Origin of the sequence: Pseudomonas sp. A34-9, from assembly GCF_029543085.1 — a bacterium.
Taxonomy (GTDB): domain Bacteria; phylum Pseudomonadota; class Gammaproteobacteria; order Pseudomonadales; family Pseudomonadaceae; genus Aquipseudomonas.
This window is the reverse complement of sequence record NZ_CP119967.1, coordinates 766,669-790,652: the sequence shown is the minus strand read 5'-3', so window position 1 is coordinate 790,652 and position 23,984 is coordinate 766,669. Positions and strand designations below refer to the sequence as shown.

Here is a 23,984-nt window from a genome sequence, read left to right as displayed (position 1 = left end):
ATATCCTGGGTATTAGTCCTTAGGCGCTGAACCGCGACATGTATATAAAGGCGTTAATACCAACTTGAGAATGGCCTGAAACCTGCCCCTGGACTGAGATTGAGCACAACGGGCGAAGGCATCACCGGCATTAGACCGGCGAGCCATCGAAGACAACGTACGTTGTGACAGGTGCAAGGAATCTCAATCATGAAAACTCAAGACGTGTGGTGCAAATCAGCAATTGCTCTGGCATTGATTCTCTCCCTTGGCCTCGCCGGTTGCAGCAGCGGCGGTGGCGGCCATCACAGCAGTTCCGGCAGTTCTGCAGCCGACGGCACCGCCGGCACTGGCGGTACATCGGGTACTGGCGGCACGGGTGGCACCGGTGATACGGCTGGCACTGGCGGAACCGGAGGTACGGGTGGAACCGGTGGCACAGGTGGTACTGGCGGCACCGGAGGCACCGATCCGACCAATCCAACCAACCCGACGGATCCGACCGATCCCACTAACCCGACCAATCCAACCACCACACCGCTGGTGACCACCACGCTGGTGCAGGATGTCGGTAAAACCGTCGCCGGCGTCGGCGATGGCGTTGGCCAGATCGGCGACTCCCTGAGCGGTGTTCCTGTCGTAGGTGGTGTCGTGCAGAGTGCGGCCAACACCGCCGGCAACGTCGTCAGCACCTTGGGTGACGGAGTGGCCAACGGCATCGGCAAACTTTCCACCGACCCCAAAGGCCTGACCACCACCGTCGCTTCGGTCGGCGGCGTGGTAACCGATGTTGGCAACGGCGTCTCTGATCTCAGCGGCAAACTGGCGACCGCCACCAGCAGCGTGCCAGTGGTGGGCGGCGTGGTCACCAAAGTCGCACCGCTGCTTGATGGTGTCGGTGAGAAAGTCACCATGCTCGGCAATACCCTCGACACCACACTGAGCAACGGCCCGACCAGCCAACTGACCAACAAACTCGGCGGCAGTCTGGTGCCGGTGATCGCCATGGTCGAAAGCACAACCGACAAGATCGGCGATGCAACCGGTCTGGGTGATCCGCTTAAAGGCGTGATAGCGAAAGTCGGTGGAACCGTCGACGCTCTGGGCGACAAGGTCACCGACGCCGGCAACGGCAATGCCTTGACCAACACCCTCGGCGGCGCGTTGAGCAATACCGGCACCGCGGTTGGCAAGGCCGGCGGTCTGGTGTCCAATGGCACCGGCTCGGGCACTGACGGTGGCGTGGGTGGCGGTTTGGGCGGTGGCCTCGGCGGCACCGGTTTGCTGCAGACCGTTGGCGGTGCCGTGGTCAACGTTGGCGCAGGCTTGAATGCCGGGAATACCAATGGCGTCGTCAGCGCAGGTGGCGTTACCGCTGTCGGCCTGGGTAATACCGTGGCTTCGCTCAACACCGTGCTGGGCGGTTCGGGCACCCCGATCACCGCGACAACTTCACCGCTGGCCACGGTGGGCGCCACCTTGGGCAATGGCCTGAACCCGGTCACCAGCGCTGTTACCAACGTGACTCAACAAGTCGGCGCAGCGACAGGTATCGGATCGCCCGTCGCAGGTCTCACCGGTCAGGTTGGCGGTGCGGTCAGCAACATTGGTGGCGCGATTGCCGCGACCAACAACCCGGTCACCACGGCAGTCGGCGGTCTGGTCACAAACGTCGGCGGTACCGTCGCCGCAGTCGGCGGCCTGGTCAACGGCGGTGCCAGCGGGGGCGCCACCGGTGGTGCAGGCGGCGGTCTGGGCGGTATCGTCGGCGGTCTGACCGGCGCCTTGGGAGGCAACAAACGCTAAATTGCACCTGGCCGATTCGACGGCCTCACCTACAGCGCCTACGCTTGGTTGAGGGCGGAAGATTCCCACGAGTCTTCCGCCTTTTTTCTTAGGAGAAATCAGCCCAGTGCTGTGTTCTGACCATGGAGTGTCCTATGCGCGTAATGGCATCCCTGCTGTTCCTCAGTCTCAGTTCCGCCGCCCTCGCCGACACCCTGCCCAGTTTCCTCAACAGCAACGAAACCATCCGCAACCTGCCCGTGCCGAACCTGCCGGCCGACGCCTATCGCCCGAGCGCCGCGCCCGTGCAAGTGCCGGACGCCGGTGCAGCCGCCGCGCAGCCACTGCTGATGGACACTAAAATCAATCTGCAAACCGTGCAGATCGAAGGCGGAACCCTTTACCCACTCAACGAACTCGCCGACATCTATAAGCCCCTGATCGGCCACCAAAGCAGCCTCGCCGACCTGATCGAAGCCACGCGCAGCATCACCCGGCGCTATCAGCAGGACGGCTATTTGCTGTCCTACGCGTTCTTGCCGCAGCAAAACTTCAATGACGGCGTAGCGCGCGTGGTGCTGGTGGAAGGCTACGTGCGGGATGTCCAGATCCAGGGCGATGTCGGCCGAGTCAAAGTCCTGCTCGATAAACTGGCGGCGAAAATCCAGGCCGAACGGCCACTGACCCGCAAAACCTTCGAGCGCTACACCACACTGATGACACGCATTCCCGGCGTGACGATCCAGGCCCAGGTTCCACCACCCGGCACCACCGACGGCGCGACAACCCTGGTCGCCCAGGCCAGTCGCAAACCCTTCACCAGTACGCTGAGCACCACCGAAGATAACCGCAACGGCACCCAGGCCTTGCTCGGCGTCAGCAGTAACGCGCAGACCTCGATGGGCGAGCAACTGAGCCTCAGCGGGCTGTTTCCACCGGGTGACGATCACGAACATTACTACCGCCTCGACTACAACCAGTTCGTCAATGACGAGGGCGCTCAACTGGCCCTGTCCGCTTCACGTTACCGCGCTGACCCCGGCACCAATGTCCTGCTCGACAACGGCCTGCAACTCAAACCGCACCGCGAAAACGATCGCTACTCGATCGGCTTCACGCTGCCGCTGATTGCTGCTTCCAACGAACTGCTGACGGCCGGCTCAAGGCTTTACGCCGTCAACGACAAGACCCGCTACAACGTGATCGGCTACCCGCTGAGCGTCGAAGAACGCACCGACATCCGCGCCCTCGCCTTCGAGAGCGACTGGCGCAAGGCCGATGCCCGCCAACTGCGAATCCTCAGCGGCGGTGTGTACCAAGGCCTCGACAGCATGGGCGCAAAAACCAACAACGACGCCATCGACCTCGACTTCTTCCGCGTGCGGCTGTCCGGCGTGCAAAGCGACAAGTTCTTCGACAACTGGCAAGGCGTGCTGTCGGCCGCGCTGTACTGGAGCGACGACACCCTGCCGGACAGCGAGCGCGCGGTGTTCGGCGGGCAGAATTTCGGTCGCGGTTATCCCGACGATCAAGCGTCCGGCGACAAGGGCTGGGGCGTGGCGTACGAGGTCAACTACAGCTTCAACCGCGACGGCAACTGGGTGCGCATCCTGCAACCGTACGTGGTGCTCGACCGCTCGCGAAGCTGGTTCAATGAACTGCCGGTCCGGGCGAACAACCTGTCATCCGCCGCGATCGGGTTGCGATTTGGCGATGCCAAGTACTACAACATCGCACTGGAAGCAGCGAAGGCCATGTCGGATGAAGCCCTGGACACCTTCAATCGACGGCCGCGGTACAGCATCAGCTTCAGCTATCAGCTGTAACCCATTACCTAAGGAGGCGTGGGTAGCGCCAAGTGCTCTGTCAGCCAGAGATTGGTCGGCTGTCAGGCCGCCTTCGTCGGATCGCCGCCCGGAGCAAGCTCGCTCCCACAGAAAAGCCAAAGCAAAACAGCGCACACCGCACATCGCTTCTGCTTCTCACCACTCAACAGGATGAGCGTTAGCTCGGCTGCAGCTCTTGATCTTGATCTTGATCCACGGGCGACATCGGAAGGCTGAGTGGAGGGATTGATCCGGGCGTGGGAGCGCAGCGACCGTTTGGCGAAGCCAAACACAGCGAGAGGAGGTGCAGCGAAGCAAACCGTAGGCGCTGCGCCCGGATCGATCCCGCAGCGAAGGAACCCCGAGCCCCAGCGAGCGGGCCGAACGTAGGAGCAAGCCTTTTTGGTTACTTTTTCGGCGTCTGGAAAAAGTGACCCGCCGTAAGGGCGGAACCCTAAGCCGCCGTTACCGCAGCAACGGATATGCCCCCCCCCCATCACCGAACAAGGTTCATCCTGGGCTTGGGAAACAAATTATCCAGCGTCTCCAACAACCTGACGTAATAAATCGGCTTGCGAAACAGATCCACCACCTGCAATCGCAACAGATCACTGACATCCTCCATATCCGCATGTCCGGACATCACAATCACCGGCAAATGCTGTCGCGAAGTATGCTCACGCAAGCGCTTGATCAACGACATCCCGGACTCTTCAGGCATACGCAAATCAGTGATCACCAACGCGATATCAGGATGGCGAGTCAGATGATGCAACGCCAGCTTCACCGACGTCGCCGTATGACAGACAAACCCCTCCCCCTCCAGCAACTCCGCCAGCTCCAGCAACGCGTCCTCTTCATCGTCAACCAGAAGCAACTGTTGGCGCGGCAGCGAAGAAGCAGTCATGGGCAATTCCTGAAAACTGAAAGTGAACCCGAGTGTAGCCCGACATCAGCCGGGCATTGAGCTTCGTTCAGCTCAGGAGGACGGCGCAGGTGTGGTCGAGACGGCCGTCCCCCCCAGCGCCACCAGCAAGTTGTTGAACATGACCAGCACACGGCCACCCACCGGCGTGACGAACACGATGACCACCACCGCCACCATCGCCACCACAATCGCATACTCGATGGCCGATGCTGCATCCTCATTGGCCAGGAAACTGCGGGCACGAATCATCAGGTACTCAAAGAGCATCGCAGTTCTCCTCGGTCGTCAGGGTCTGGTCACGGCAGTGCCGCCAAGTCCGGTCAAGATATTGTTGAAGTAGAACAGCACCCGGTTACCCAGTGGGGTCACGAAGGCCACCACCACAACGGCAACCATCGCCACCACAATCGCGTACTCGATCGCCGAGGCTGCTTCCTCGTTTCTGATCAACAGACGAACTCTGGCCGTCAAATAATCAACAATCATCTGGAACATACATCCACTCCTTCGCGCCTCTGGCGCCGACGTCGCACTACAGCGGCAAGGTTCCACCGTGCCATTTGAGCATTGTCAACAAAGCCCTACCCAACAACTGTAAGAACGAATTAATCACAAAGGATTAATCACATCGCGAAATTGCCGATGGCTGCTGTTAATTGGCCAAGACTCATACTTTAGTGAGTTATTTTCCTGTCACTAATGGCGTTTTGGCTCGGATCAGCTAGCGTGGAAATAGCGAAATAGTTGCATGTTCATAGCTGCCGGATTGGGAACTTCTCTCGTAAGCAAGTGCGGTGGGTAGTGCAGCAGGAAAGGGAGAGCCGTCATGAACAGTCGCGTCACCATGGGCCTTGCAGCCATCCTTCTGCTTGGAGCGATTTTTGTCGGCTACTGGGGACTGGTGCTCAGTCGTCAACCGGCACCCGTCGCCGAAGCGCCCGTTGCCCCAGCCGTCACCGTTGAAAAAACTGTCGCGATCGCCGAAGACCAGACCCGCCAACCGGTGGTGGTGTTGCTGCACGATGTGCCGCCGTTTACCGCGCTGACGGCGGCCGATGTCGCGGTGGAAAAACTGCGCAGTGCACCGGCGGGCAGCTTGAGCAACGTCGATCAGGCCGTCGGCCGCACACCCTGGCGGCACCTCAGCGCCGGCACTTGGCTGAACGATGAAAGCTTCACCGCCGGCGGTTCATTGGCACGCATGATTCATCGCGATGAGCGCGCATTGACCGTGGCGGTCGACGAAGTGATCGGCGCGGCCGGGCAATTGATCCCCGGCGATTACGTCGATGTGCTGCTCTATCTGCGCCAGGACTCCAGCAATCCGGAACAGTCGGCGCAGATCGTTCTACCGGCCATGCGCGTGCTTGGGGTGGGTGATCAGTACGGCCTGACCAATGACGGCCAACCCGCTTCGCCGGCCTTGAGCGCTGACGAAAAACTCAAACAGGATCAACGCCGCATCGCCGCGCGCACCGTGGTGCTGGCGGTGCCGGAACAACTGCTCAGTCGCCTGATGCTCGCCACGCAGGCCGGCACCTTGCGCCTGGCCGTGCGCAGCAGCGAAGAACAACGCCTGGCCAAATACTGGGCCGGTGAAGACCAGTCTGCGGCCCATCTCGACAGCGCCAACCGACAACTTGTCCAGTTCACCCAACTGGCCTTGAGCGGCGCACCGAAAACGCCAGCCAGCGGCGGTTCCGGTGGCACGGCGCGGCCGGCGGTGGAAATCATTCGCGGCAATCAGATCACCCAACAAAACCCATGACTGCGCAAGGATCCAAGGGCATGCAGAGTCGTTTCAGGCCGACATTCAAACCCATGCTGCGCGCCCTGTTACTGATGGGCCTGTCGATGGACGCCGCGTTGGCGGCGGTCGGTAATTGCTCGGCACTGGGGCGCATGCCGCCGGTGATCGAAATCGGCGAAGGCTTTCAGCAGGACGTGCAGTCCCCGGTGGCGATTACTCGTCTGGCGATTGGCGATCCGAAAATCGCCGACGTACACGCCAATGGCAGCTCGTCCTTTTTACTCACCGGTGTGGCGCCCGGCGCCACCAGCCTGATGGTCTGGACGGCGTGCTCGAGCGAGCCGCGCCAGAGCATGGTATTCGTGCAGGGCGCCGCCACCGCCGCGTTGAACAGTGCTTTGCCCTCAGATGATCCGAGCCTGCCGTCCCAGGTACAGACCGATATTCGCTTCGTCGAAGTCAGCCGGACCAAACTCAAAGAAGCCACCGCCTCGCTGATCGGCACGCGTGGCAATTTCCTCTTCGGTTCGCCCGGCACACTGCCGCCGATTGACGGCGTGCCGCAGCCCCGCCTGCCGGTGGACAACTCGTTGTTTAACTTCTCGTGGATCGGCGGCAAAACCATGGCGATCATCAACGCGCTGGAAACCAGCGGCTTCGCCTACACCCTCGCACGGCCGAGTCTGGTGGCGCTGAACGGGCAGAGCGCGAGCTTTCTGGCCGGCGGTGAAATTCCGATTCCGGTGCCCAGTTCCGGCAGCGACAGCGTCTCGATCGAATACAAGGAATTCGGCATCCGCCTGACCCTGACACCGACCATCATCGGCCGCGATCGCATCGCGTTGAAGGTCGCTCCGGAAGTCAGCGAACTGGACTTCAGCAATGCGGTGCAAATTGCCGGCACCACCGTACCCGCCCTGACCATCCGCCGCACCGACACCAGCGTGTCACTGGGCGATGGCGAAAGCTTCGTCATCAGTGGCTTGATCAGTACCACCAACAGCTCGCAAGTGAACAAGTTTCCCGGCCTCGGTGACATCCCGGTGCTCGGCGCCTTTTTCAAAGGCTCGCAGATCAAGCGCGAGGAGCGCGAACTGCTGATGATCGTCACCCCGCATCTGGTGCAGCCATTGGCCGCCGATGCCCAATTACCGTCGTTGCCCGGCGAGAAACTGCGCAACTACGACCCGAATTTCTACCGCATGTTTTTCCTCGAGAACGGCAATTTCGACAAGCGCAGCGGGTTATCCCAATGAGCCAGAGCCTGAGCCAGACCTTTCTCGCCATCACCCGCAACAGCACCGATCTGGAGTGGCTGCAAGGCGCGCTCGCGCCGCTCGGTCAGGTGGTCAGCGCCGGTGGCGGCAGCCTTGATGAACTGCTCGCGCTAGTGGACGTGACCTTTGCCAACCTGGTGTTCGTCGGCCTGGATCGCGAGCACGTGGTCGCCCAGAGCGCGTTGATCGAAGGCGCGCTGGAAGCCAAACCGATGCTGGCAATCGTGGCCCTTGGCGACGGCATGGACAATCAGCTGGTGCTCAATGCGATGCGCGCCGGCGCCCGGGATTTTGTCGCCTACGGGTCGCGCTCCAGTGAAGTCGCCGGGCTGGTGCGGCGCTTGAGCAAACGCCTGCCGCCCGTGGCACCGAACACGCAACTGGGTGGCCTCACGGTTATGTATGGCGTACAGAGCAGCTCCGACGGCGCACTGCTAGCCAACCACATGGCATTGGTCGTACAGAAGAGCGGTCAGCAGACCTTGCTGCTCGATCTCGGTTTGCCGCGCGGTGACAGCCTCGCCCTGCTCGGGCTGGAGAGTTCGTTTCACTTCGGCGATGCCTTGCGCCACTTGCGAAGGCTCGACGCCACGTTGATCGACAGCGCCTTCACCAGTGCCGAGGCCGGCCTGCGAATTCTCGCCTACGCCAGCAACGACGAGCCGCTGGAAAACACCAGCGCCGCCGAGCTGTACATGTTGCTCAGTGCCCTGCGCCAGCACTTCCAGCACATCGTCGTGAACCTCACCGGGCAGAGCGACAGCGAAGCGTTGCGCACCTTTGTCAGCCACTGCGACAAGTTGCTCTGGTACACCGACCAGAACGTGCTCAACTGCCGGCGCAACCTCGCCGTGCTCAATCTGTGGCGGGAAAAAGGCATGAAGCTCGACCACGGACGCCTGCTGATCGATCGCTACTTGAGCAACGTCGCGCCCAACTCGGAAACCCTCGGCAAGACCTTCAACCTGGAAGTGATCGCTACGCTGGCCCTCACCCCGGAAGTGCGCCTGAACGCCAAAAACCAGGGCGTCAGCCTGTTCGAACTGGCCCCGCGGGAAAAACTCACCCAGAGCCTGCGCGCCCTCGGTGAACGCCTGGCCAAACGTTCCGAGGGCCTGGCCAAGCCTAAAGTCACCTGGTTCGACCGCTTGCGAGGCACCTCATGAGCGCAGAAAAACTTTTCGGCGCGGCGCCTCGCAACGGCGTCGGCAACAGCGATCACGAAGGCCTGAAACTGGTCCTGCATCGCTACATCATCGACGCCCTCGAAGAGTCCGGCAAAAACCTGCTGGAAGGTTCACGCCAACAACTCGCGCAATTTGTCACCGACAAAGTCGCCGAGTACATCGCCCGTTTGCACCTGGCGATTTCCCGCTACGAGATGGAGCGCCTGGCCGAGGAGATCGTCGACGAACTCACCGGTTTCGGCCCGCTGGAAGTGTTGTTGCGCGATCAGTCAGTGACCGAGATTCTGGTCAACGGCCCGCACCGGGTGTTTATCGAACGCGACGGTGTCCTGCACCAGAGTGACCTGCGGTTTATCGACGCCCATCACGTCGAACGCGTGATGCAGCGCATCCTCGCGCCACTCGGACGGCGCCTCGACGAATCTTCGCCGATGGTCGACGCACGCCTGCCCGATGGCAGCCGGGTCAACGCGATCATTCCGCCGATTGCCCTCGATGGCCCGTGCCTGTCGATCCGTAAATTTCGCCAGGACATGCTCAAGAGCACCGACCTGATGGCGATGCAAACCATCGACCTGTCGATTTTCGAGTTTTTCCAGGATGCGGTCGGCAAGCGCTGCAACATCCTGATCAGCGGCGGCACCGGCACCGGCAAGACCACGCTGCTGAACATTCTCAGCCAGTTGATCAACCCGCACGAGCGTCTGGTGACCATCGAAGACGTCGCCGAATTGCAGCTCGGCCACCCGCACGTGGTGCGCCTGGAAACCCGTCCGCCGAACGCCGAAGGCCACGGTGAAGTGAAGGCCAGCGACCTGATCCGTAACGCCCTGCGGATGCGCCCCGACCGGATCATCCTCGGCGAGATTCGCGGCGTCGAAGTGGTCGACGTATTGACCGCGATGAACACCGGTCACGACGGCTCGATGAGCACCGTGCACGCCAACAACGCCCAGGATGCCCTGCTGCGCCTGGAAACCCTGGTCGGCCTGACGGGCCGTTCCATCGCCGAACGCACGCTGCGCCAGATGATCTGCGCCGCCCTCGACGTGATCATCCAGTTGACGCGCATGCCTGACGGGCGCCGCTGCGTCAGCGAAGTGGTGGAAGTGGTCGGTATTCGCGAAGACGTCTACGTCACCAACACCTTGTTTCGCCTCGACCGCCGTACGGGCTTCGGCTTCCTGCGCGAAGCCGTCAATCCGGCCGGCGACAAGCTGCGCCACGAGACGCATCTGGGCTGACGGCAAGGAGCACCGAGCATGCTGGGACCGATCATTCTCATCGTTATCTGCCTGATGCTGCTGGGGCTGTCGATTCGTCTGTTCTTGCAGGGGCTGCGCAAGACTGCCACGGAAAAAGTGCTCAACCGACTCGCCGCCGGGCAACCGCAACTGGCGCCGGAAAAACCTGTGTGGGTCGGTCTGGAACGCATGTTCCTGCGGGCCGGGCTGGGCCGCCCGAGCGAGCGTTTCGGCCTGTGGCTGAGCCTGTGGGCGCTGGCGATGGCGCTGGGTTATTTTCTCGCCGACTGGGTCGGCTTGCTGCTGATGATCGTCATGCCGCCACTGACGTTGCGGCTGTACATCGCCTTCCTTTACCAGCGCCGGATCAAGCGCATGATCGAGCAACTGCCGCAGTTGCTTGATCACACCGTGCGTAGCCTGAAGTCCGGGCGCACCCTGAGTGACGCGGTCATGGGCGGCATTGAAGCGAGCGAAGATCCGCTGAAAAAAGCCATGGGCCGGGTCCAGCGCAACGTGCAATTGGGCGTGAACTTGCCGGATGCCGTCAGCGACTTTGCCGAACTCTATGAACAGGACGAACTGCGCATGTTTGCTCTCGGCCTGAAGGTCAATCATCGCTACGGCGGCAACGCCAGCGAGCTGCTGGAGAACCTGATCAAACTGATCCGCGAACGCGATCAGGGCGCCCGGCAACTGCGCGCCCTGACCGGCGAAACACGCATGACCGCGTGGGTGCTCGGCTCGTTGCCGTTGCTGCTGGTGAGTTACTTCATGCTGACCAACCCAGGCTACATGCTCGGGATGTGGAACGACGCGAGCGGGCAGCACATGCTGATCAGCGCCGCCGTGTTGCAAGTGTTCGGAAGCCTGGCGCTGTGGCGCATGTTGCGGAGCGTTTGAGATGGTCTGGCTCGCGGCTCTGATGTTGCTGCTTGGCGCCTTGATGCTGGTGATCAATCACCTGCTGGTGGAGCGCCGTCGAGTGCGGCAGGTCAACCAGCGCCTGCAAGGACAATTGATCCGCGAGAACCGCTTCGGCAGCTGGTTGCGCGTACTGGGCAGCAGCAAGTTCGGGCAACGCTCGGTGAGCATCGACAGCGAAACCCAGACCCTGCTCAACCGCATCGGCTGGCGCCGCGCCAACGAACGGGCGCTGTACGCCGCCTGCCAGATCGGCACGCCACTGCTGACGTTGGGTTTGGCGATATTTCTGCAAGAGGTGTTTTTTCCCCAGGCTGACAACCGCTGGCTGGTGCCGATGCTCGCCACCGGCGGCGGCTATCTGCTGCCCAAACGCTTGCTGGCCTACGCGGCGGCACGTCGGCAGAAAGTCATTGCCGTGGAAATTTCGACGTTCATTCCACTGCTGCGCATCCTTTTCGAATCCGGCATGGCCGTCGAACAAGCCCTGCGTGTACTCAGCATTGAAGCGCAAAAACTGCTGCCGGAACTGACCACTGAACTGCGCCTGATCCTGACCCGTGTCGACAGCGGCCTGGAACTCGGCCAGGAGTTGAATAAAGCCGCGGTAATGCTCGCCGTCGACGAATTCACTGACACCTGCGTGATCCTGCAGCAACTGATTCAACAGGGCGGTGGCGCAATGAAGTCGCTGCTGGCGCTCAAGCAATTGCTTGATGACCGGCGCCTGACCCGCTTGCAGGAATACATCTCGAAAATGTCGGCAAAGATGTCTGTCGTGATGATGCTGTTTTTGTTTCCGGCACTGCTGATCGTCCTCGCCGGCCCGGGCTTCACCGCCATTGCCCGGGCGTTTGCAAACTGACCTTGCTCATGGAGAGCGTTTGATGAAAGTACTGATAGTCATGGCAAGTCTGTTGATGCTCGGCGGTTGCGCCACCGACGGCCAGGCACCGTGGACGGCGCTGCTGTCACCGACCAGTTGCAGCAAAATGACTCAGGAGCAGGAACTGGCCCTTAACCTTGCGGATGACCTGGCCAACGACGGCAAACTGCACGCCAGCCTGGCCAACCTGCAAAGCCTGCCGGACACCATCAGCGAAGTACGCCTGCGCAAAGCCAAGGTCTACCGCCTGCTCGGCCGCAGCGAAGCCGAACCGTTGTATCGCAGCCTGCTCGGAGGCTGCCTGACCGCCGAAGCCGAACACGGTCTCGGCCAGCTCTACGCCGCTCGTGGCGACAACGGCCAGGCCCAGGCCCACCTGCAACGCGCCGCGCGCCTGGCCCCCACCGACGAAAAAATCCGTAACGACCTGGGCGTGGTCTACCTCAATCAACTGCGCCTCAACGACGCCCGCTTCGAGTTCCTCACCGCCATCGAACTGAAACAGAACAACCAACTGGCGACACTGAACATGGTCACCCTGCTGCTGTACCAGAACGACTGGCCACAAGCCGCGGAAATCGTCAGCCGCGCCAAACTGACCCCGGAACAATTCACCGAGGCCCAGCAACGCGCAGAAAAACTCAAAGCCCCGGTCCAGGCCAAACCTGCCACCAGCAATCAAGTTGCCGCCGTGGCTGACCCGTTGCCGTCATCGCTCAAATAAGGAGACAGCCATGCATCCCTTCAAAGGCCTGTGCTACCTGACCCTGCTCAGCCTGCCCCTCAGCGCCGCCGCCATCGACGCCGGCCCCGCCTCGGCGCAGCAACAAGAGACCGAAGGCTGGCTGGTCCTGCAAAGCCGCAACAAAGCCGCCTCGCCCAAGCCACAAACGGCGACCGCGACCGAACGGGATCTGGCGATGCAGCGCTGGTTGAAGAAGTACAAATATGAGATTCCGGATTTTTATGATCCGGATGCGGGTGGCAAGATCGAGACCAAGAACTAGTGTTTCGCCTTCACTCATCCCTGCAGGAGCTGCCGAACGCTGCGATCTTTCGCAGTGACTTGTGATTGTCAAAAGCCAACGTCAAAAGATCGCAGCCTTCGGCAGCTCCTACAGAGGTGTGAGGCTTATGTTTGCGGATTTACCCGATCCAGTGCCCGATTCACCGCCAGCTCGGCCAGCATGATGATCTGCTGAATCGCCAGCGCGGTATTACGTTCCGGCCGGCCGAGCTGATCAGCAAAATTACCCGCCAGCGTGTTGGCCGAGGCCAGCGATTCGCAGGCGTGGGCGAGCAGGCTTTCGGTGTCGATTTTCGGGTGAATGAGAAACATCGTGCTGGGTTGGCGGGGTTTTGCAGGTTCGGGGCAGAGATAGAAATCGAGCGCGCGTTTGATGGCCTCGCGGTTTTTGACGAGGTTGTCGGCGCGGATGGCTTCTTCGAGGGGGGTGATGGGTTCGTGGGGTGGGTCGGGGATCAGTTTGTCCATAAAAACTCCTACTTGGCTGAGGAGCCAACCTTTGTCGTTTCCACACGACAAAAGGTGGCAGCTGTACGCAGGGTGGAAAACCGATAAGTAGGCAACCGGCCAGACCGAAGCCTGCCCGCGCACAGCCGCCGCGACACAGTTTGCAGACGAAAGAAGACGCCGACAATGATTGCGGTAGCGATGCAACGCATCTACTTGAAATTCAGGTTTCCACACCCGGTCGCTGAATTGGCAACGACAGCCAGAGACTAGAGCGCGCACGTCCGACGGACAACCTGAAAACAGCGTGGGAAGGTTCCTGTTATCTGCCACACATTTAAACAGCCAAAAGCCAACCCTCACCCTAGCCCTCTCCCAGAGGGAGAGGGGACTGACCGAGGTGTTTGGGATAGCTACGCCGACGTGAAATACCGAGTCGAACTCAGATTCTGAAACAGATCAAAAAAACCTCACCCTAGCCCTCTCCCGGAGGGAGAGGGGACTGATCGAGTTGTTTGGGGGAGCTACGCCGACGTGCGATACCGCGTTGAATGCAAATTTTGAGAGGCCCACCAATCGGCTCCCTCTCCCTCGGGAGAGGGCTGGGCGGGCGGCGTTCCGATGAGGGGTGAATCCAACACCGAACAAAAGCCGACCGCATGCATGCTCTTCACCACTCAACAGGATGAGCGTTAGCTCGGCTGCAGCTCTTGATCTTGATCCACGGGCGACGTCGGAAGGCTGAGCGGAGGGATTGATCCGGGCGTGGGAGCGCAGCGACCGTTTGGCGAAGCCAAACACAGCGAGAGGAGGTGCAGCGAAGCAAACCGTAGGCGCTGCGCCCGGATCGATCCCGCAGCGAAGGAACCCCGAGCCCCAGCGAGCGGGCCGCACGCAGGAGCAAGCGTTTTTGGTTACTTTTGGGGCGTTTGCCAAAAGTGACCCGCCGTAAGGGCGGAACCCTAATCAGCAACACCCGCAGCAACGGATATTCCCCCAAACCACCCCCAACATGGTCGGCCCAAAGGCCGCCAAGTCAATGCGCCGTAACCCGCTGCCGAGAAGCAGAAGCACTAGGCGACAAAGCCAAAGCCAACTGCGTCCGATTATGCATATGCGTCAACCGCAACACCTGCGAAACATAAAGCTTCACCGTGTTCTCGGTAATCCCCAACTCACAGGCAATCTGATAGTTGGTCTGCCCCTTGCCCACCAACCGCGCCACATCCAGTTGTCGTGGCGACAACTGATTGAAAATCGCCGGCATCTCCTGCGCCTCAGCCTCGGCAGGCTCACCACCCAACACATCGCGAACCACCGCCGAAGGACTGCGCCGCACCTTGTCCAGATCCTGGTACAGGTCATCGATCGACTCAGACAAATACTGCAACTTCTGATTCAAATGCCCCAGTTGCAGATTCTTCTGCCGCTCCTGCAACGCCACCTCCTGGCGCCGCACACCCTCAAGCAACTCATCCAGATCGATCGGCTTCTGATAGTAATCGGCAATCCCGGCACGCAACGCCTTGATCACATCCTGCTTGTCGGCACGCCCGGTGAGCATGATCGCCTCGAACACCCGATGCTTGCCCGCCAACCGCTGCAACGCCTGGATCAACTGAATGCCATCCATGTCTGGCATGTGCAGATCACTCAGCACCAGACCGATTTCTGCGTCCTCACTGAAACGCTCAATCGCCTGCTGACTGGACTCACACGGCACACAGCGATACCCGCTACTTTCAAGAAACTCGCACAGCTCCTCCACAATCAATGGCTGATCGTCGACCACGAGGACTTTTACCGCAGACGAAAGCTTGTTCACGTGCTACTCCATGTCCCAGGCCAAAGCTGACCATTCCTGTACTGCCAGCCTTTGGCTGTATAACCAGTTCATTTGAAAGTAGACGCACTTTCCGACTATGTACATAGGACTAGTGGCGCTTGGCGACTAATGGATCCAAAGCAGTGTGAGCACCGACCCGATCAGCACGAACGGTGCAAATGGCAGCTTTTTTGACAGACCTGGTGCCAGATATCGCAGACGTTCTCTAAGCCATTGACCCATATGGAGCCAGACTCTTGGTGCCACGAGCATCCAGAGCACGCTGGCCAACCCCGCGCCGATAAACACGCCCAGAATGAACAGACCGTCCGTCGCAAGGCCAAGAGCTGTCATTAATTTCACATCGCCGGCGCCCATCCGCCCCATGAAAAACCCCGGCAGGGTCAGCGCCAATGCGATCAGGCAGGCCCAACCGCCCTGCCCTGCGTCAGCGCCCAGCCAAGTGCTGCCGGTCCACAGCAGATAGATAAGCGCCAGCGCCGCCACACCGAGGGTCAGTCCATTGGCAATGCGTCGTTGGCGGGCGTCTTGCGCCGCGCACAGCCCCAGCCAGATCAGGAGGAGAAAACTGTACATCGGGTAAAAACCGTCCATTTTTGCGGAATGATTCTATGCTGATACTACGCAGTGACAGTCAGGGTAGACGCACTCATGAAAACCGGCTTTCGGAAGTCGCAAAAAGGTGCGGTGGCGATCGAGTTCGCCTTGGTGTTCATCATCTTTTTCGCCGTTTTTTACGGTCTGGTCAGTTACAGCCTGCCATTGGTGATGATGCAATCGTTCAACCAGGCCACGTCCGAAGCGGTACGCCGCAGTGTCGCGGTCGACCCCAACACGCCCAACTATTCAACGGTGGTGATCAACACCGCAAACGCTACGCTGACCCAGCAATTGTCCTGGATCCGGCCAATTTTCAACCTGGTGATCGGCGTCGATACCAGTGTCCAGTACAGCGCGTCCGGCCTGCTGACGGTGCAAGTGAACTACCCGGTCAGCAAGCTCAATCAGGTCATGCCGTTTCTGGTGCTGCCGGGTATCGGCACAGTGCCCAATCTGCCCCCTTACCTGACCGCCTCGTCGAGTCTGCAATTTTGACGTCGGGGGACAAACTGTTCGGGCGCTTGCTCAAACGCACACCGCCCGCCGCCCACGAGTTGCCCGACCCACTCGGCTCCCCCGCGACAGGCTTGCACCTGTACCTGAACGATGACGGTGGCGTGCTGCAAATCGCCGGACCGTTGCGGCATCTGCTGGCGCAGTTCAAACCTCAAGATCAACCCTTGCCACTCAGCACTTATCTGCTGCCCCACAGCCTGTTGACCGTCGAAGGTCGGCCGCGGGAGTGGCAGGGGCTCTTGTTGGATCTCGACTTCTTCGGGCTGGGCGAGCAAACCGTGCACCTGCGCGGCTGGGTGCAGCCGCAGGGCGAAGGCTGGCTGATGCAGCTGATCGACATCGCTGACTTGCTGTTCGAACGCCAACAATCGCGTCAGCGTGATGCCTGCCAATTGATTGCCGGGCAGATCAGCGAACAGTTGCGCGCGTGCAGCCAGCTGCGTTTGCCGGTGATCGTCAGCGAACAATTGCAGGTGATTGCCCAGCGCTGGCACATCCCTTGTCTGGCGCTGGCCCTGCTGGATGATGAGGAACAGGGCTGGCAGATTTATCAGCAGTATCGCGCCCACGATGCACCGACCCTGTGGCATGACGGCCAGCGCCTGGGCACGCCGCTGGACAGCCTGAACGGTGCCGCGCCACAGCGTGTCGGCGCACACCATGGCCTTGATGAACACTCGCGGGTGCAGGTCCTGTTCGGCAATGCCGAAGGTTTCGCGGTGCCGTATAGCGATGAACGCGGTGTGGTGGCCTGGCTGCTCTGCGGTTTTTATCCCGTGGACAGCGCGGCGCCGTACCTGACCGAACGCGACTGGCTCGCGCTGATCGGCGCACTGGCCGGGCCTTTGCTGGGGCGTCTGCGTGAACAGCAACATCACCTGCAACTGGAACGTAGCGAAGCGCTGCAAACCCTGCTGGGCACCGGCTGGTGGGAGATCCTTGCAGGCGACCACAACATTCACCTGGCGCCCGCGCTGGCCGCAGCCCTGAACGTGAACCCTGGCGGATTACTGCTGGAAGACTGGCTGAGGCAAATCCATCCCGCCGACCGCGAAGAGCTGCGCAGCCGTCTGCAGGCTTTGCAACAACACGGTGAAGCCCTGACGTTCTCGGTGCGCCTGCACGGCGGCGATCCCGCGCAAGCGCCGACGTGGTACCGCGTGCAGGGCCAAGTGATTGGCAGCGGCGAGCAGCGGCGGCTGGTCGGTTTCATGCTCGATATCAGCGACATCCAGAACCAGCAACAACGGGCCGCCGCCGCACATGCGCGGCTCGACAACCTGATCGCCAGTTCGCCCGCAGTGATTTACGTCCAGCAGTACCACGAAGGTGCGCTGATCCCGGCATTCTTCAGTGCCAGCCTGCAACCCTTGCTGGGCTGGAGCCTTGAGGACTGTGGCGACGGCGCACTGGTCGAGATGATCCATCCCGAGGATCGTGATCTGTATTTCGCCCGCAGCCGCCAGTTGCTGCGCGAGGGTTCGGTACGCACGCGTTATCGGCTGCGCGACCGTCGCGGCGATTATCACTGGCTACTCGATGAAGCCAGGCTGCTGCGCAATGACCTCGGCCTGCCGGTGGAAACGGTCGGTTTGTGGCTGGACGTCACCGAAGCGACCCTCGCGGCCGAACAGGTGAAAAAGAGTGAAGAGCGCTACCGGATTCTGGTGGAGGACTCGCCGGCGATGATCTGTCGCTATCGCCCGGACCTGATTCTGACCTTCGGCAACCGGCCGCTGGCGACCTATCTGGAATGCACGCCGGAGCAACTGCCGGGGGTCGATCTGGGCAGCTGGATGTCCGAGGAACAACGTGCCGCGTTCGTCCAGCGCCTCGGCTCACTGACCGCGGAGCACCCGGTGAGCACCGCAGAAATCAGCCTGCAACTGCCAGGCCGCGAACACGCCTGGTGGGTGTGGTCCGATCGTGGGGTGTTCGATGAGCACGGCCAGTTGATCGAAGTACAAGCGGTGGGCCGCGACAACACCGAGGTGCGCCGCTCCCAGCAGCAACTCACACAAAGCGCGAAAATGGCCACCCTTGGCGAAATGGCCACCGGCCTCGCCCATGAAATCAATCAGCCGTTGAACGTGATGCGCATGGCCATCGTCAACGTGCTCAAGCGCCTGGGCAACGGCGATGTGCAGGTCGATTACCTGACCGACAAGCTCAACCGCATCGATGCGCAGGTGCAACGTGCAGCGAAAGTGGTCGATCACATGCGCGTATTCGGCCGGCGTTCGGAGATCGAGCAGCAACTGTTCAACCCGGCGTCCGCCATCGAAGGCACGCTGTCGCTGCTGGCCGAAGGCATGCGCGGCAAAGGCGTGGACTTGCGCATCAGCGAGACCGGGTTCGAGGTGCAAGTGCGCGGCTACGTCGATCAGCTTGAGCAGGTGTTGATCAACCTGATGGTCAATGCCCGCGACGCGTTGCTGAGCAAACGCGAGAAGGATTCATCCTTCAGACCATGGATTTCGATCTATGCCGAACGTGATGAACAGTGCGTGCGGTTGTGGGTCGAGGACAACGGCGGCGGTATCGATCCACGCTTGCTGGAGCGGATTTTCGAGCCGTTTTTCACCACCAAACCGATCGGTGTCGGCACGGGGTTGGGGTTGTCGGTGAGCTACGGCATCATCGACAACATGGGCGGCCAATTGAGCGTGCGCAACTCGGTGGAGGGCGCACGGTTCTGCATCGAATTGCCGATCGCCCCCTAGATCACCAGATAAGCCTTGCCGGTCTGGCCGCAGGTCATGTTGGCACCGACGTCGACATCCATCAGGTTAATGCCCAGACCTTTGAGCAGGTTGTTCAGCAGCGGATCGAGCAACGGGCTGACCAGGCTGGTCACCACCGGCAGCAATTTGCTGGTGACATCGCTGATCAACGAGGCAACGCCGGTAACGATGGCACCCAATGGATTACTGCCCTGCGGTTTGTAGACGATCAGGTTGATCCCCGCGAGGGTGCTCGACAGGCTGCCGACGATGTTACTGGTGGGTGCGGCCGGCAAGATGCTCGGCGGCAGTTTGAGGTTGGCCGGGGTGGCGAACGGCGTACCGCTGGAGAACACCAGGTCTTGGGAGTTTTGCGCGACGCTGGTGTCGAGTTTGATTGCAATGCCGCCCGCACCGAATTGCACATGGGAATTGGCATCACAGCCGAACAGTCCGTAACACGTCTCGATGCCCAAATCGATCAACGCCAATGGCGCGACTGTAGGCTCGGCGGCTGAAGAAAAAGCGTTGGTGGGGTCGATCTTGCCGAGCTTGAGATCGGCGATGGAGGTGATGGTGTGTGCCGTGAGGCTTTTACTGCCTGTGTTACCTGTCGGGCAACTGTAATCGGTGACATAGCTTTTCGCACCGCCGGCATCCAGGCTGATATCGATTTGCGGTGACGGCAACAGCCTCGGGGCCAGTTGCTCACACCCTGCCCCGAGCAGACAGAGCACTGAATTAAGTGTCGCAGCCAGGTTCAGACTGAGCAACGCGTTGAGCGTCGGAGTCAACGCACCGACCAGTCCCAACACTGCATTCGTCAGCCCCGTCACCCCGGACAGCACCGGCAAACTCACCGACAACATCGTGCGCACTTGCGCCGTACGCACATAAATCCGGTCCGGCCCGGTCGGGTTGACCTTGGCCCGTGCCGGGTCGCCAATCGCGGAAAACTGCGGCGGCTCGATCACTTTCACCCGCACCGTGACATTCGCCAGCCCGAGCACGCTGATCGGCAACGTCGCCGCCACCGCACTCTTGCTGTTGGCCAGTTGCACCACACCCTGAATCAGTTGCAGCAGTTGCAGATTGGCGTCCAGCCCGGCCGCCGTGGTGCCGGTCTGCAGTTGCAGGATATCGCCGAGCTTGACCGGCGCCGCGTTGATTGCCGCGACCTGCAATTGGCCCAATGCCGTGATCACCTGGGCGGTCGCGCCATTGAGTTGCACCACCGTCGCTGCGGCCTGAATCAGCTGCGTCACCGTGGCCTGGGTATTGAGCAACTGCGTGTAGTTGCCCGCCGCGACGTTGAGATTGATCGCCAGTTGATCAAGGTATTTGAGCAAGTTGATATCAGTGTTCAGCAGACCGTCCCAGCCTAGCGCGGTGAGATTGACGTTACCGCCGAGCAGCCCGGAAAACAGCGGATTGAGAATGTTCGACTGGGCCGTATCGATATTGGCCAGGGTGCTGCGAATATTCAGCTGGGCCACCGTCGGCTGCGGTTTGGCGGCCACCGCCGAGGCATTGAGCGTGGTATTGAGACTGACCGGTGTGCCGCTGAACAAGGCCTGTACGCCACCGGCAAAACTGGTGATCACCGTGCGACTGGCGACGACTTTCACCGCTGCCGCTTGCGTGGCATCCACGGCGAAGGTGCGCAGGCCGGTGGCGGCTGTCACCAAGGTGCCGCACGTGGTGGCGAGGGTGTTGCCGGCATCGACGATATAGCCATTGCGCACGGCGCTTTGCCCGGCATAACTGGCGGCGCTCAGGCCCGGCAGGCAATTACCGCCACGGCTGACGGCTTCGAGGGCCGCGTTGTCGACCACGCGCTGCAATTTGCGCTGTTCCATGTACAGGCGGCCGGTATCGACCACCAACAGCAGCATCAGCACCGCCAGACTGAGGGTGGCCGCTGCCATCAAGCCGATCGCCCCGCGCTGGCGGGCCGGGCCGTTGAATCGCGAACGAGGCGACATGGCGCACTCCTTTGCCGTTACCTCCATTGGTGCAACTGAGTGTAGACGCGCAATCCCCGGTAGGAGCTGCCGCCGGCTGCGATCTTTTGATCTTGGCCTCTAAAAAGCAAAATCAAAAGATCGCAGCCTTCGGCAGCTCCTACGGGGGTGTTGTGGCCGGGCAAAAAAATGGGAGCTCATGGGCTCCCATTTTTCTGCACACGCTCAGCGCGGTGGATAGTTGGCCAGAATCCGCGTGACCGTCTCACGGATGGCATTGCTGCGATCTTCGGGGTTGGGTTTGCTGGCGAGCATCTGTTCATCGCTGCCGCGCCACACCAGTTTGCCGTCCTTGCCGTCGAGCAGGTCGATCTGGATGGTCGCGACCTTGTAGGTGATGTTGCGCGTTTCGTTGTACATCGGTGCGCCCCAGTAACCGTTCCACGGGCCACCCCAACCGCCGCCGTAGTTGGTCGTCACTTGCTGCTGACGATCCTCGACGATCAGGTAAGTCTGCACACTCAAGTCACCCTTGGCGCCCGCAGCCGCCGGGCGCAAGCCACGCTGATCGAGTTGGTCGGCGACTGCCTGGCGAATGCGCTGTTCGGTCAGGTCGCTTTTGATTCGCGGATCATCGGGCCGATATTGCAGGGCGGGGTCTTTCCAGCTCCAGCTGCGATAGGCGGCAAAATCGCGGCTGGCATCGAAGTCATGGTTGACCTGGTTGGCGGCGCAAGCGCTGAGCAGCGCGGCCATGGCCAGTAGAGCGAGACGGCGGAACATGGTTTTTTCTCCGGTTGAAGACATGAACCTGGGCAAGCTTCGAATGGGCAGGAAGCTAACTGGGAGGATACGCCGACATGGCCTTTTCCACAGCCTCGCGGATCGAATCGGTGCGATCGATTTCGCTGCCCTTGTTCGCGGTTTCGGCGCTGGTGCTCCACACCGGTTGCCCCGTGCCGGCATCGAACAGATTGACTTGCACCACCACGACTTGCTCGGAATATGTACGGACGATCGGCACCGTGTTGTACATGCCGTAACCGCGCCCATATCGATCATAGCCGCCGTATCCGCCGCCGTAATAACCGTAGTCGTCCTGAACCTGACGCAAGCGCGTTTCCAGACGCAGATTGGCGCTGACCAACAGGTCAGCCGGACGGTTGTCGTGCAGCGGGCGCAAGCCGCGCTGATCGAGGGCATTGCTTACCGCCTCGGCCACTTGCGCCGAATCCGCCCACGCCGTGCCCGGCGGCAGTTGCCCGTTGAGCCAGGCCCAACTGCGGTAGCGTCCGTAGTCACGCGGCGGCGCCGGGTACGCGCTACGGTCAAACGTATTGGCGGCTTGCGCTGGCGCCGGCGGCAAGGGCCGCGATTGCGCCACGTACGGATTGCTGCCCTGGCAGGCAGCCAACCCCAGACACATCAGCAATAACCCGGATTGAGCTTTCATGTCGCGCTCCGATCAGATCGGCCGGCAGATCCAGTGCAAATAGCGCCCAAGCCCGGCGAAGCTTGGGTGACGGCGGTGAGCGAGCTCCATCTCGAGCATATCCACGAGTTCGGCGCGGGCCTGGAACTCCACCGGCATGTAGTCGTGGAAAACGCGGATCCCGCTCTGGGTTTCGACCCGCCACAGGCCGTCGAGTTGCGTTGCCAATTCCCTTGGATCGAGGGGCTGCTGCGGCGTCAGGCTCTGCTTTTCGCCGGCCATGACGTTTTTGCGCATTTTCTTGAAATGGCCTTTGAGCAGGTTGCGATAAATCAGCGCATCACGGTTGTAGAACGCCAACGACAACCAGCCGCCGGGTTTGGTCAGTTGATGCAGCACCGGCAGGATCGCGTGGGGTTCGGCGAGCCATTCGAGCACGGCGTGGCAGATCACCAGATCGTACGGTTCGGTGAGTTGCCCGAGCAGCTCCTGCCAGGGTGCCTGAATGAACGTCGCGGTTTGCCCGGCTTCAGCGAAACGCTGGCGCGCGCCTTCGAGCATCGGTGCGGCCGGTTCGGTGAAGGTCACATCGTGGCCGCGCTCGGCCAGCCACAGCGACATGTGACCCAGGCCGCCACCGATGTCCAGGACGCGCAGCGGGCGATCCGGCAGTGCTTCGGCCAGGTCAGCCTGCAACACCGCGAGACGAATCGCGCCTTTGGCGCCACCGTAGATTTTTTCGGCGAAACGCGTCGCCAACTGATCGAAATGCCGGTCGCTCATCAGCTGAACCGCCGTTCGCTGTCGGCGAGCTTGGCGCGCACCACTTCATTCATGTCCAGCCCCAACTCGCTGCACAGCAGCAACAGATACAGCACGATATCGCCGACTTCCTGCCCGGCGTGGGCGAGTTTGTCAGCGGGCAACTGGCGCGACTGGTCTTCAGTCAGCCACTGGAAGATTTCCACCAGTTCAGACATCTCGACGCTGGCGGCCATGGCGAGGTTTTTCGGGCTGTGAAATTGCCGCCAGTCATTGCGGTCGCGAATGACGTGCAGGCGTTCGGTCAGTTCAACAAGGTTCATCGGGCTCTCCTGAAGGCGTATAGCTTCGGGGGGATACAGCATGAAGGCAAGCGCAAACCGTCTATGATGCAGGGAACTCGGCCACCCGCGTTGTGGCCCAAGGCTCAGCTCTTTCATCAGGATGCAAACATGCAGGTAGAAAGCTTTTTCGAATGGCTCGGCCAGGCGCTCGGTTCGGTCATCCGGTTTATCGTCGACGGCCTCAGTGGCTTGTTCAACATTCTGAGCAATGCCGGCGGCAACTTTGTCGACGGGCTGGCGAAGACGCTGGGCATGGACACCTCGATCATCAGCATCATCGCCCTGATTGTCGGGCTGATGCTGTTGTGGTCGGCGATTCGGGCGTTCATGAATGCGTCAATTATTGCCGGGATCATCTGGCTGTTGCTGGGGTTGTGGTTGCTTAGCTGGATTATTCATTAACCCTCAAGAGCCCCTCACCCTAACCCTCTCCCAGAGGGAGAGGGGACTGACCGCGGTGTTTTCTAGAAGTACACCGACTTGCGATACCGAGTCGAACGCAGGCTTTGAAAACGACAGAGATCGGCTCCCTCTCCC

Annotated in this window: 24 protein-coding genes; 13 read left to right on the top strand and 11 right to left on the bottom strand. The window is 60.9% G+C overall.

Annotation, left to right across the window (positions count from 1 at the left end; genetic code table 11):
- The first annotated feature begins 189 nt into the window (after window positions 1–189).
- Window positions 190–1,785: a collagen-like triple helix repeat-containing protein gene (locus tag P3G59_RS03355; protein WP_277760457.1), complete on the top strand. Its 1,596-nt coding sequence runs from the start codon at window positions 190–192 to the stop codon at window positions 1,783–1,785.
- A gap of 134 nt (window positions 1,786–1,919) precedes the next feature.
- Window positions 1,920–3,590 (top strand): POTRA domain-containing protein, encoded by a 1,671-nt coding sequence (locus P3G59_RS03350; protein WP_277760456.1) that lies wholly within the window; start codon window positions 1,920–1,922, stop codon window positions 3,588–3,590.
- Between the two features lie 496 nt (window positions 3,591–4,086).
- On the opposite strand, the gene P3G59_RS03345 is transcribed toward P3G59_RS03350, so the two are convergent.
- The 3 genes from P3G59_RS03345 to P3G59_RS03335 form a co-directional block, all read right to left on the bottom strand.
- Window positions 4,087–4,497: a response regulator gene (locus P3G59_RS03345; RefSeq protein WP_277760455.1), complete on the bottom strand. Its 411-nt coding sequence runs from the start codon at window positions 4,495–4,497 to the stop codon at window positions 4,087–4,089.
- Window positions 4,498–4,569: 72 nt separating this feature from the next.
- The gene (locus tag P3G59_RS03340) at window positions 4,570–4,785 is read right to left on the bottom strand and encodes a Flp family type IVb pilin (protein WP_160055522.1); all 216 of its coding nucleotides are present in this window, start codon (window positions 4,783–4,785) and stop codon (window positions 4,570–4,572) included.
- Between the two features lie 18 nt (window positions 4,786–4,803).
- Entirely contained in the window at window positions 4,804–5,004 is a 201-nt protein-coding gene (locus P3G59_RS03335) for a Flp family type IVb pilin (protein WP_238785282.1), read from the bottom strand.
- 340 nt (window positions 5,005–5,344) lie between these two features.
- On the opposite strand from P3G59_RS03335, the gene cpaB reads away from it, so the two are divergent.
- From cpaB to P3G59_RS03295, 8 genes are read left to right on the top strand one after another with little or no spacing between them, the layout of a single operon-like run.
- On the top strand, window positions 5,345–6,286 hold the full coding sequence (cpaB, locus tag P3G59_RS03330) for a Flp pilus assembly protein CpaB (RefSeq protein WP_277760454.1): 942 nt from the start codon (window positions 5,345–5,347) through the stop codon (window positions 6,284–6,286).
- A gap of 20 nt (window positions 6,287–6,306) precedes the next feature.
- Window positions 6,307–7,524 carry a type II and III secretion system protein family protein gene (locus P3G59_RS03325; protein WP_277760453.1) on the top strand — a complete coding sequence of 406 codons (1,218 nt, stop codon included), beginning with the start codon at window positions 6,307–6,309 and terminating at the stop codon, window positions 7,522–7,524.
- Window positions 7,521–8,711 (top strand): pilus assembly protein, encoded by a 1,191-nt coding sequence (locus tag P3G59_RS03320; protein WP_277760452.1) that lies wholly within the window; start codon window positions 7,521–7,523, stop codon window positions 8,709–8,711. Before P3G59_RS03325 ends, P3G59_RS03320 begins: the two co-directional genes overlap by 4 nt.
- Complete coding sequence (locus P3G59_RS03315; protein WP_277760451.1) at window positions 8,708–9,976, top strand: CpaF family protein; 1,269 nt, start codon at window positions 8,708–8,710, stop codon at window positions 9,974–9,976. The genes P3G59_RS03320 and P3G59_RS03315 overlap by 4 nt, the downstream gene beginning before the upstream one ends.
- An 18-nt stretch (window positions 9,977–9,994) precedes the next feature.
- A complete protein-coding gene (locus P3G59_RS03310) occupies window positions 9,995–10,879 on the top strand; it encodes a type II secretion system F family protein (RefSeq protein WP_277760450.1) in 885 nt (294 codons plus the stop codon).
- Between the two features lies 1 nt (window position 10,880).
- Entirely contained in the window at window positions 10,881–11,765 is an 885-nt protein-coding gene (locus tag P3G59_RS03305; RefSeq protein WP_277760449.1) for a type II secretion system F family protein, read from the top strand.
- Between the two features lie 22 nt (window positions 11,766–11,787).
- Complete coding sequence (locus P3G59_RS03300) at window positions 11,788–12,510, top strand: tetratricopeptide repeat protein (RefSeq protein WP_277760448.1); 723 nt, start codon at window positions 11,788–11,790, stop codon at window positions 12,508–12,510.
- 10 nt (window positions 12,511–12,520) lie between these two features.
- Window positions 12,521–12,793, top strand: a complete 273-nt coding sequence (locus tag P3G59_RS03295) for a DUF3613 domain-containing protein (RefSeq protein WP_150730310.1) — start codon at window positions 12,521–12,523, stop codon at window positions 12,791–12,793.
- 125 nt (window positions 12,794–12,918) lie between these two features.
- Here P3G59_RS03295 and P3G59_RS03290 read toward each other — a convergent pair whose 3' ends face one another.
- The 3 genes from P3G59_RS03290 to P3G59_RS03280 all read right to left on the bottom strand — a co-directional run bounded on the left by P3G59_RS03290 (window position 12,919) and on the right by P3G59_RS03280 (window position 15,682).
- Window positions 12,919–13,281, bottom strand: coding sequence for a DUF6124 family protein (locus P3G59_RS03290; protein ID WP_277760447.1), 363 nt, complete (start codon window positions 13,279–13,281; stop codon window positions 12,919–12,921).
- A 1,015-nt stretch (window positions 13,282–14,296) separates the two neighbouring features.
- The gene (locus tag P3G59_RS03285; RefSeq protein WP_277760446.1) at window positions 14,297–15,085 is read right to left on the bottom strand and encodes a response regulator transcription factor; all 789 of its coding nucleotides are present in this window, start codon (window positions 15,083–15,085) and stop codon (window positions 14,297–14,299) included.
- A gap of 126 nt (window positions 15,086–15,211) precedes the next feature.
- Window positions 15,212–15,682 (bottom strand): prepilin peptidase, encoded by a 471-nt coding sequence (locus P3G59_RS03280; protein ID WP_277760445.1) that lies wholly within the window; start codon window positions 15,680–15,682, stop codon window positions 15,212–15,214.
- Between the two features lie 75 nt (window positions 15,683–15,757).
- Between P3G59_RS03280 and P3G59_RS03275 the strand changes: the two genes are divergently transcribed.
- Both P3G59_RS03275 and P3G59_RS03270 read left to right on the top strand, forming a co-directional pair.
- Window positions 15,758–16,201, top strand: coding sequence for a TadE/TadG family type IV pilus assembly protein (locus P3G59_RS03275; protein ID WP_277760444.1), 444 nt, complete (start codon window positions 15,758–15,760; stop codon window positions 16,199–16,201).
- Complete coding sequence (locus P3G59_RS03270; RefSeq protein WP_277760443.1) at window positions 16,198–18,945, top strand: PAS domain-containing sensor histidine kinase; 2,748 nt, start codon at window positions 16,198–16,200, stop codon at window positions 18,943–18,945. Before P3G59_RS03275 ends, P3G59_RS03270 begins: the two co-directional genes overlap by 4 nt.
- Here the strand turns inward: P3G59_RS03270 and P3G59_RS03265 are convergent.
- The 5 genes from P3G59_RS03265 to P3G59_RS03245 all read right to left on the bottom strand — a co-directional run bounded on the left by P3G59_RS03265 (window position 18,942) and on the right by P3G59_RS03245 (window position 23,426).
- Window positions 18,942–20,930, bottom strand: a complete 1,989-nt coding sequence (locus P3G59_RS03265; RefSeq protein WP_277760442.1) for a pilus assembly protein TadG-related protein — start codon at window positions 20,928–20,930, stop codon at window positions 18,942–18,944. The two genes, P3G59_RS03270 and P3G59_RS03265, sit on opposite strands and share 4 nt — an antisense overlap.
- A gap of 204 nt (window positions 20,931–21,134) precedes the next feature.
- Entirely contained in the window at window positions 21,135–21,692 is a 558-nt protein-coding gene (locus tag P3G59_RS03260) for a DUF4136 domain-containing protein (RefSeq protein ID WP_277760441.1), read from the bottom strand.
- 55 nt (window positions 21,693–21,747) lie between these two features.
- Window positions 21,748–22,362 (bottom strand): DUF4136 domain-containing protein, encoded by a 615-nt coding sequence (locus P3G59_RS03255; protein ID WP_277760440.1) that lies wholly within the window; start codon window positions 22,360–22,362, stop codon window positions 21,748–21,750.
- 12 nt (window positions 22,363–22,374) lie between these two features.
- Window positions 22,375–23,124, bottom strand: a complete 750-nt coding sequence (locus P3G59_RS03250) for a methyltransferase domain-containing protein (protein WP_277760439.1) — start codon at window positions 23,122–23,124, stop codon at window positions 22,375–22,377.
- Complete coding sequence (locus P3G59_RS03245) at window positions 23,124–23,426, bottom strand: MazG-like family protein (protein ID WP_277760438.1); 303 nt, start codon at window positions 23,424–23,426, stop codon at window positions 23,124–23,126. Before P3G59_RS03245 ends, P3G59_RS03250 begins: the two co-directional genes overlap by 1 nt.
- Window positions 23,427–23,555: 129 nt before the next feature.
- Here P3G59_RS03245 and P3G59_RS03240 point away from each other — a divergent pair, with 129 nt between their 5' ends.
- Complete coding sequence (locus P3G59_RS03240; protein WP_007914623.1) at window positions 23,556–23,849, top strand: hypothetical protein; 294 nt, start codon at window positions 23,556–23,558, stop codon at window positions 23,847–23,849.
- Window positions 23,850–23,984 lie beyond the last annotated feature (135 nt).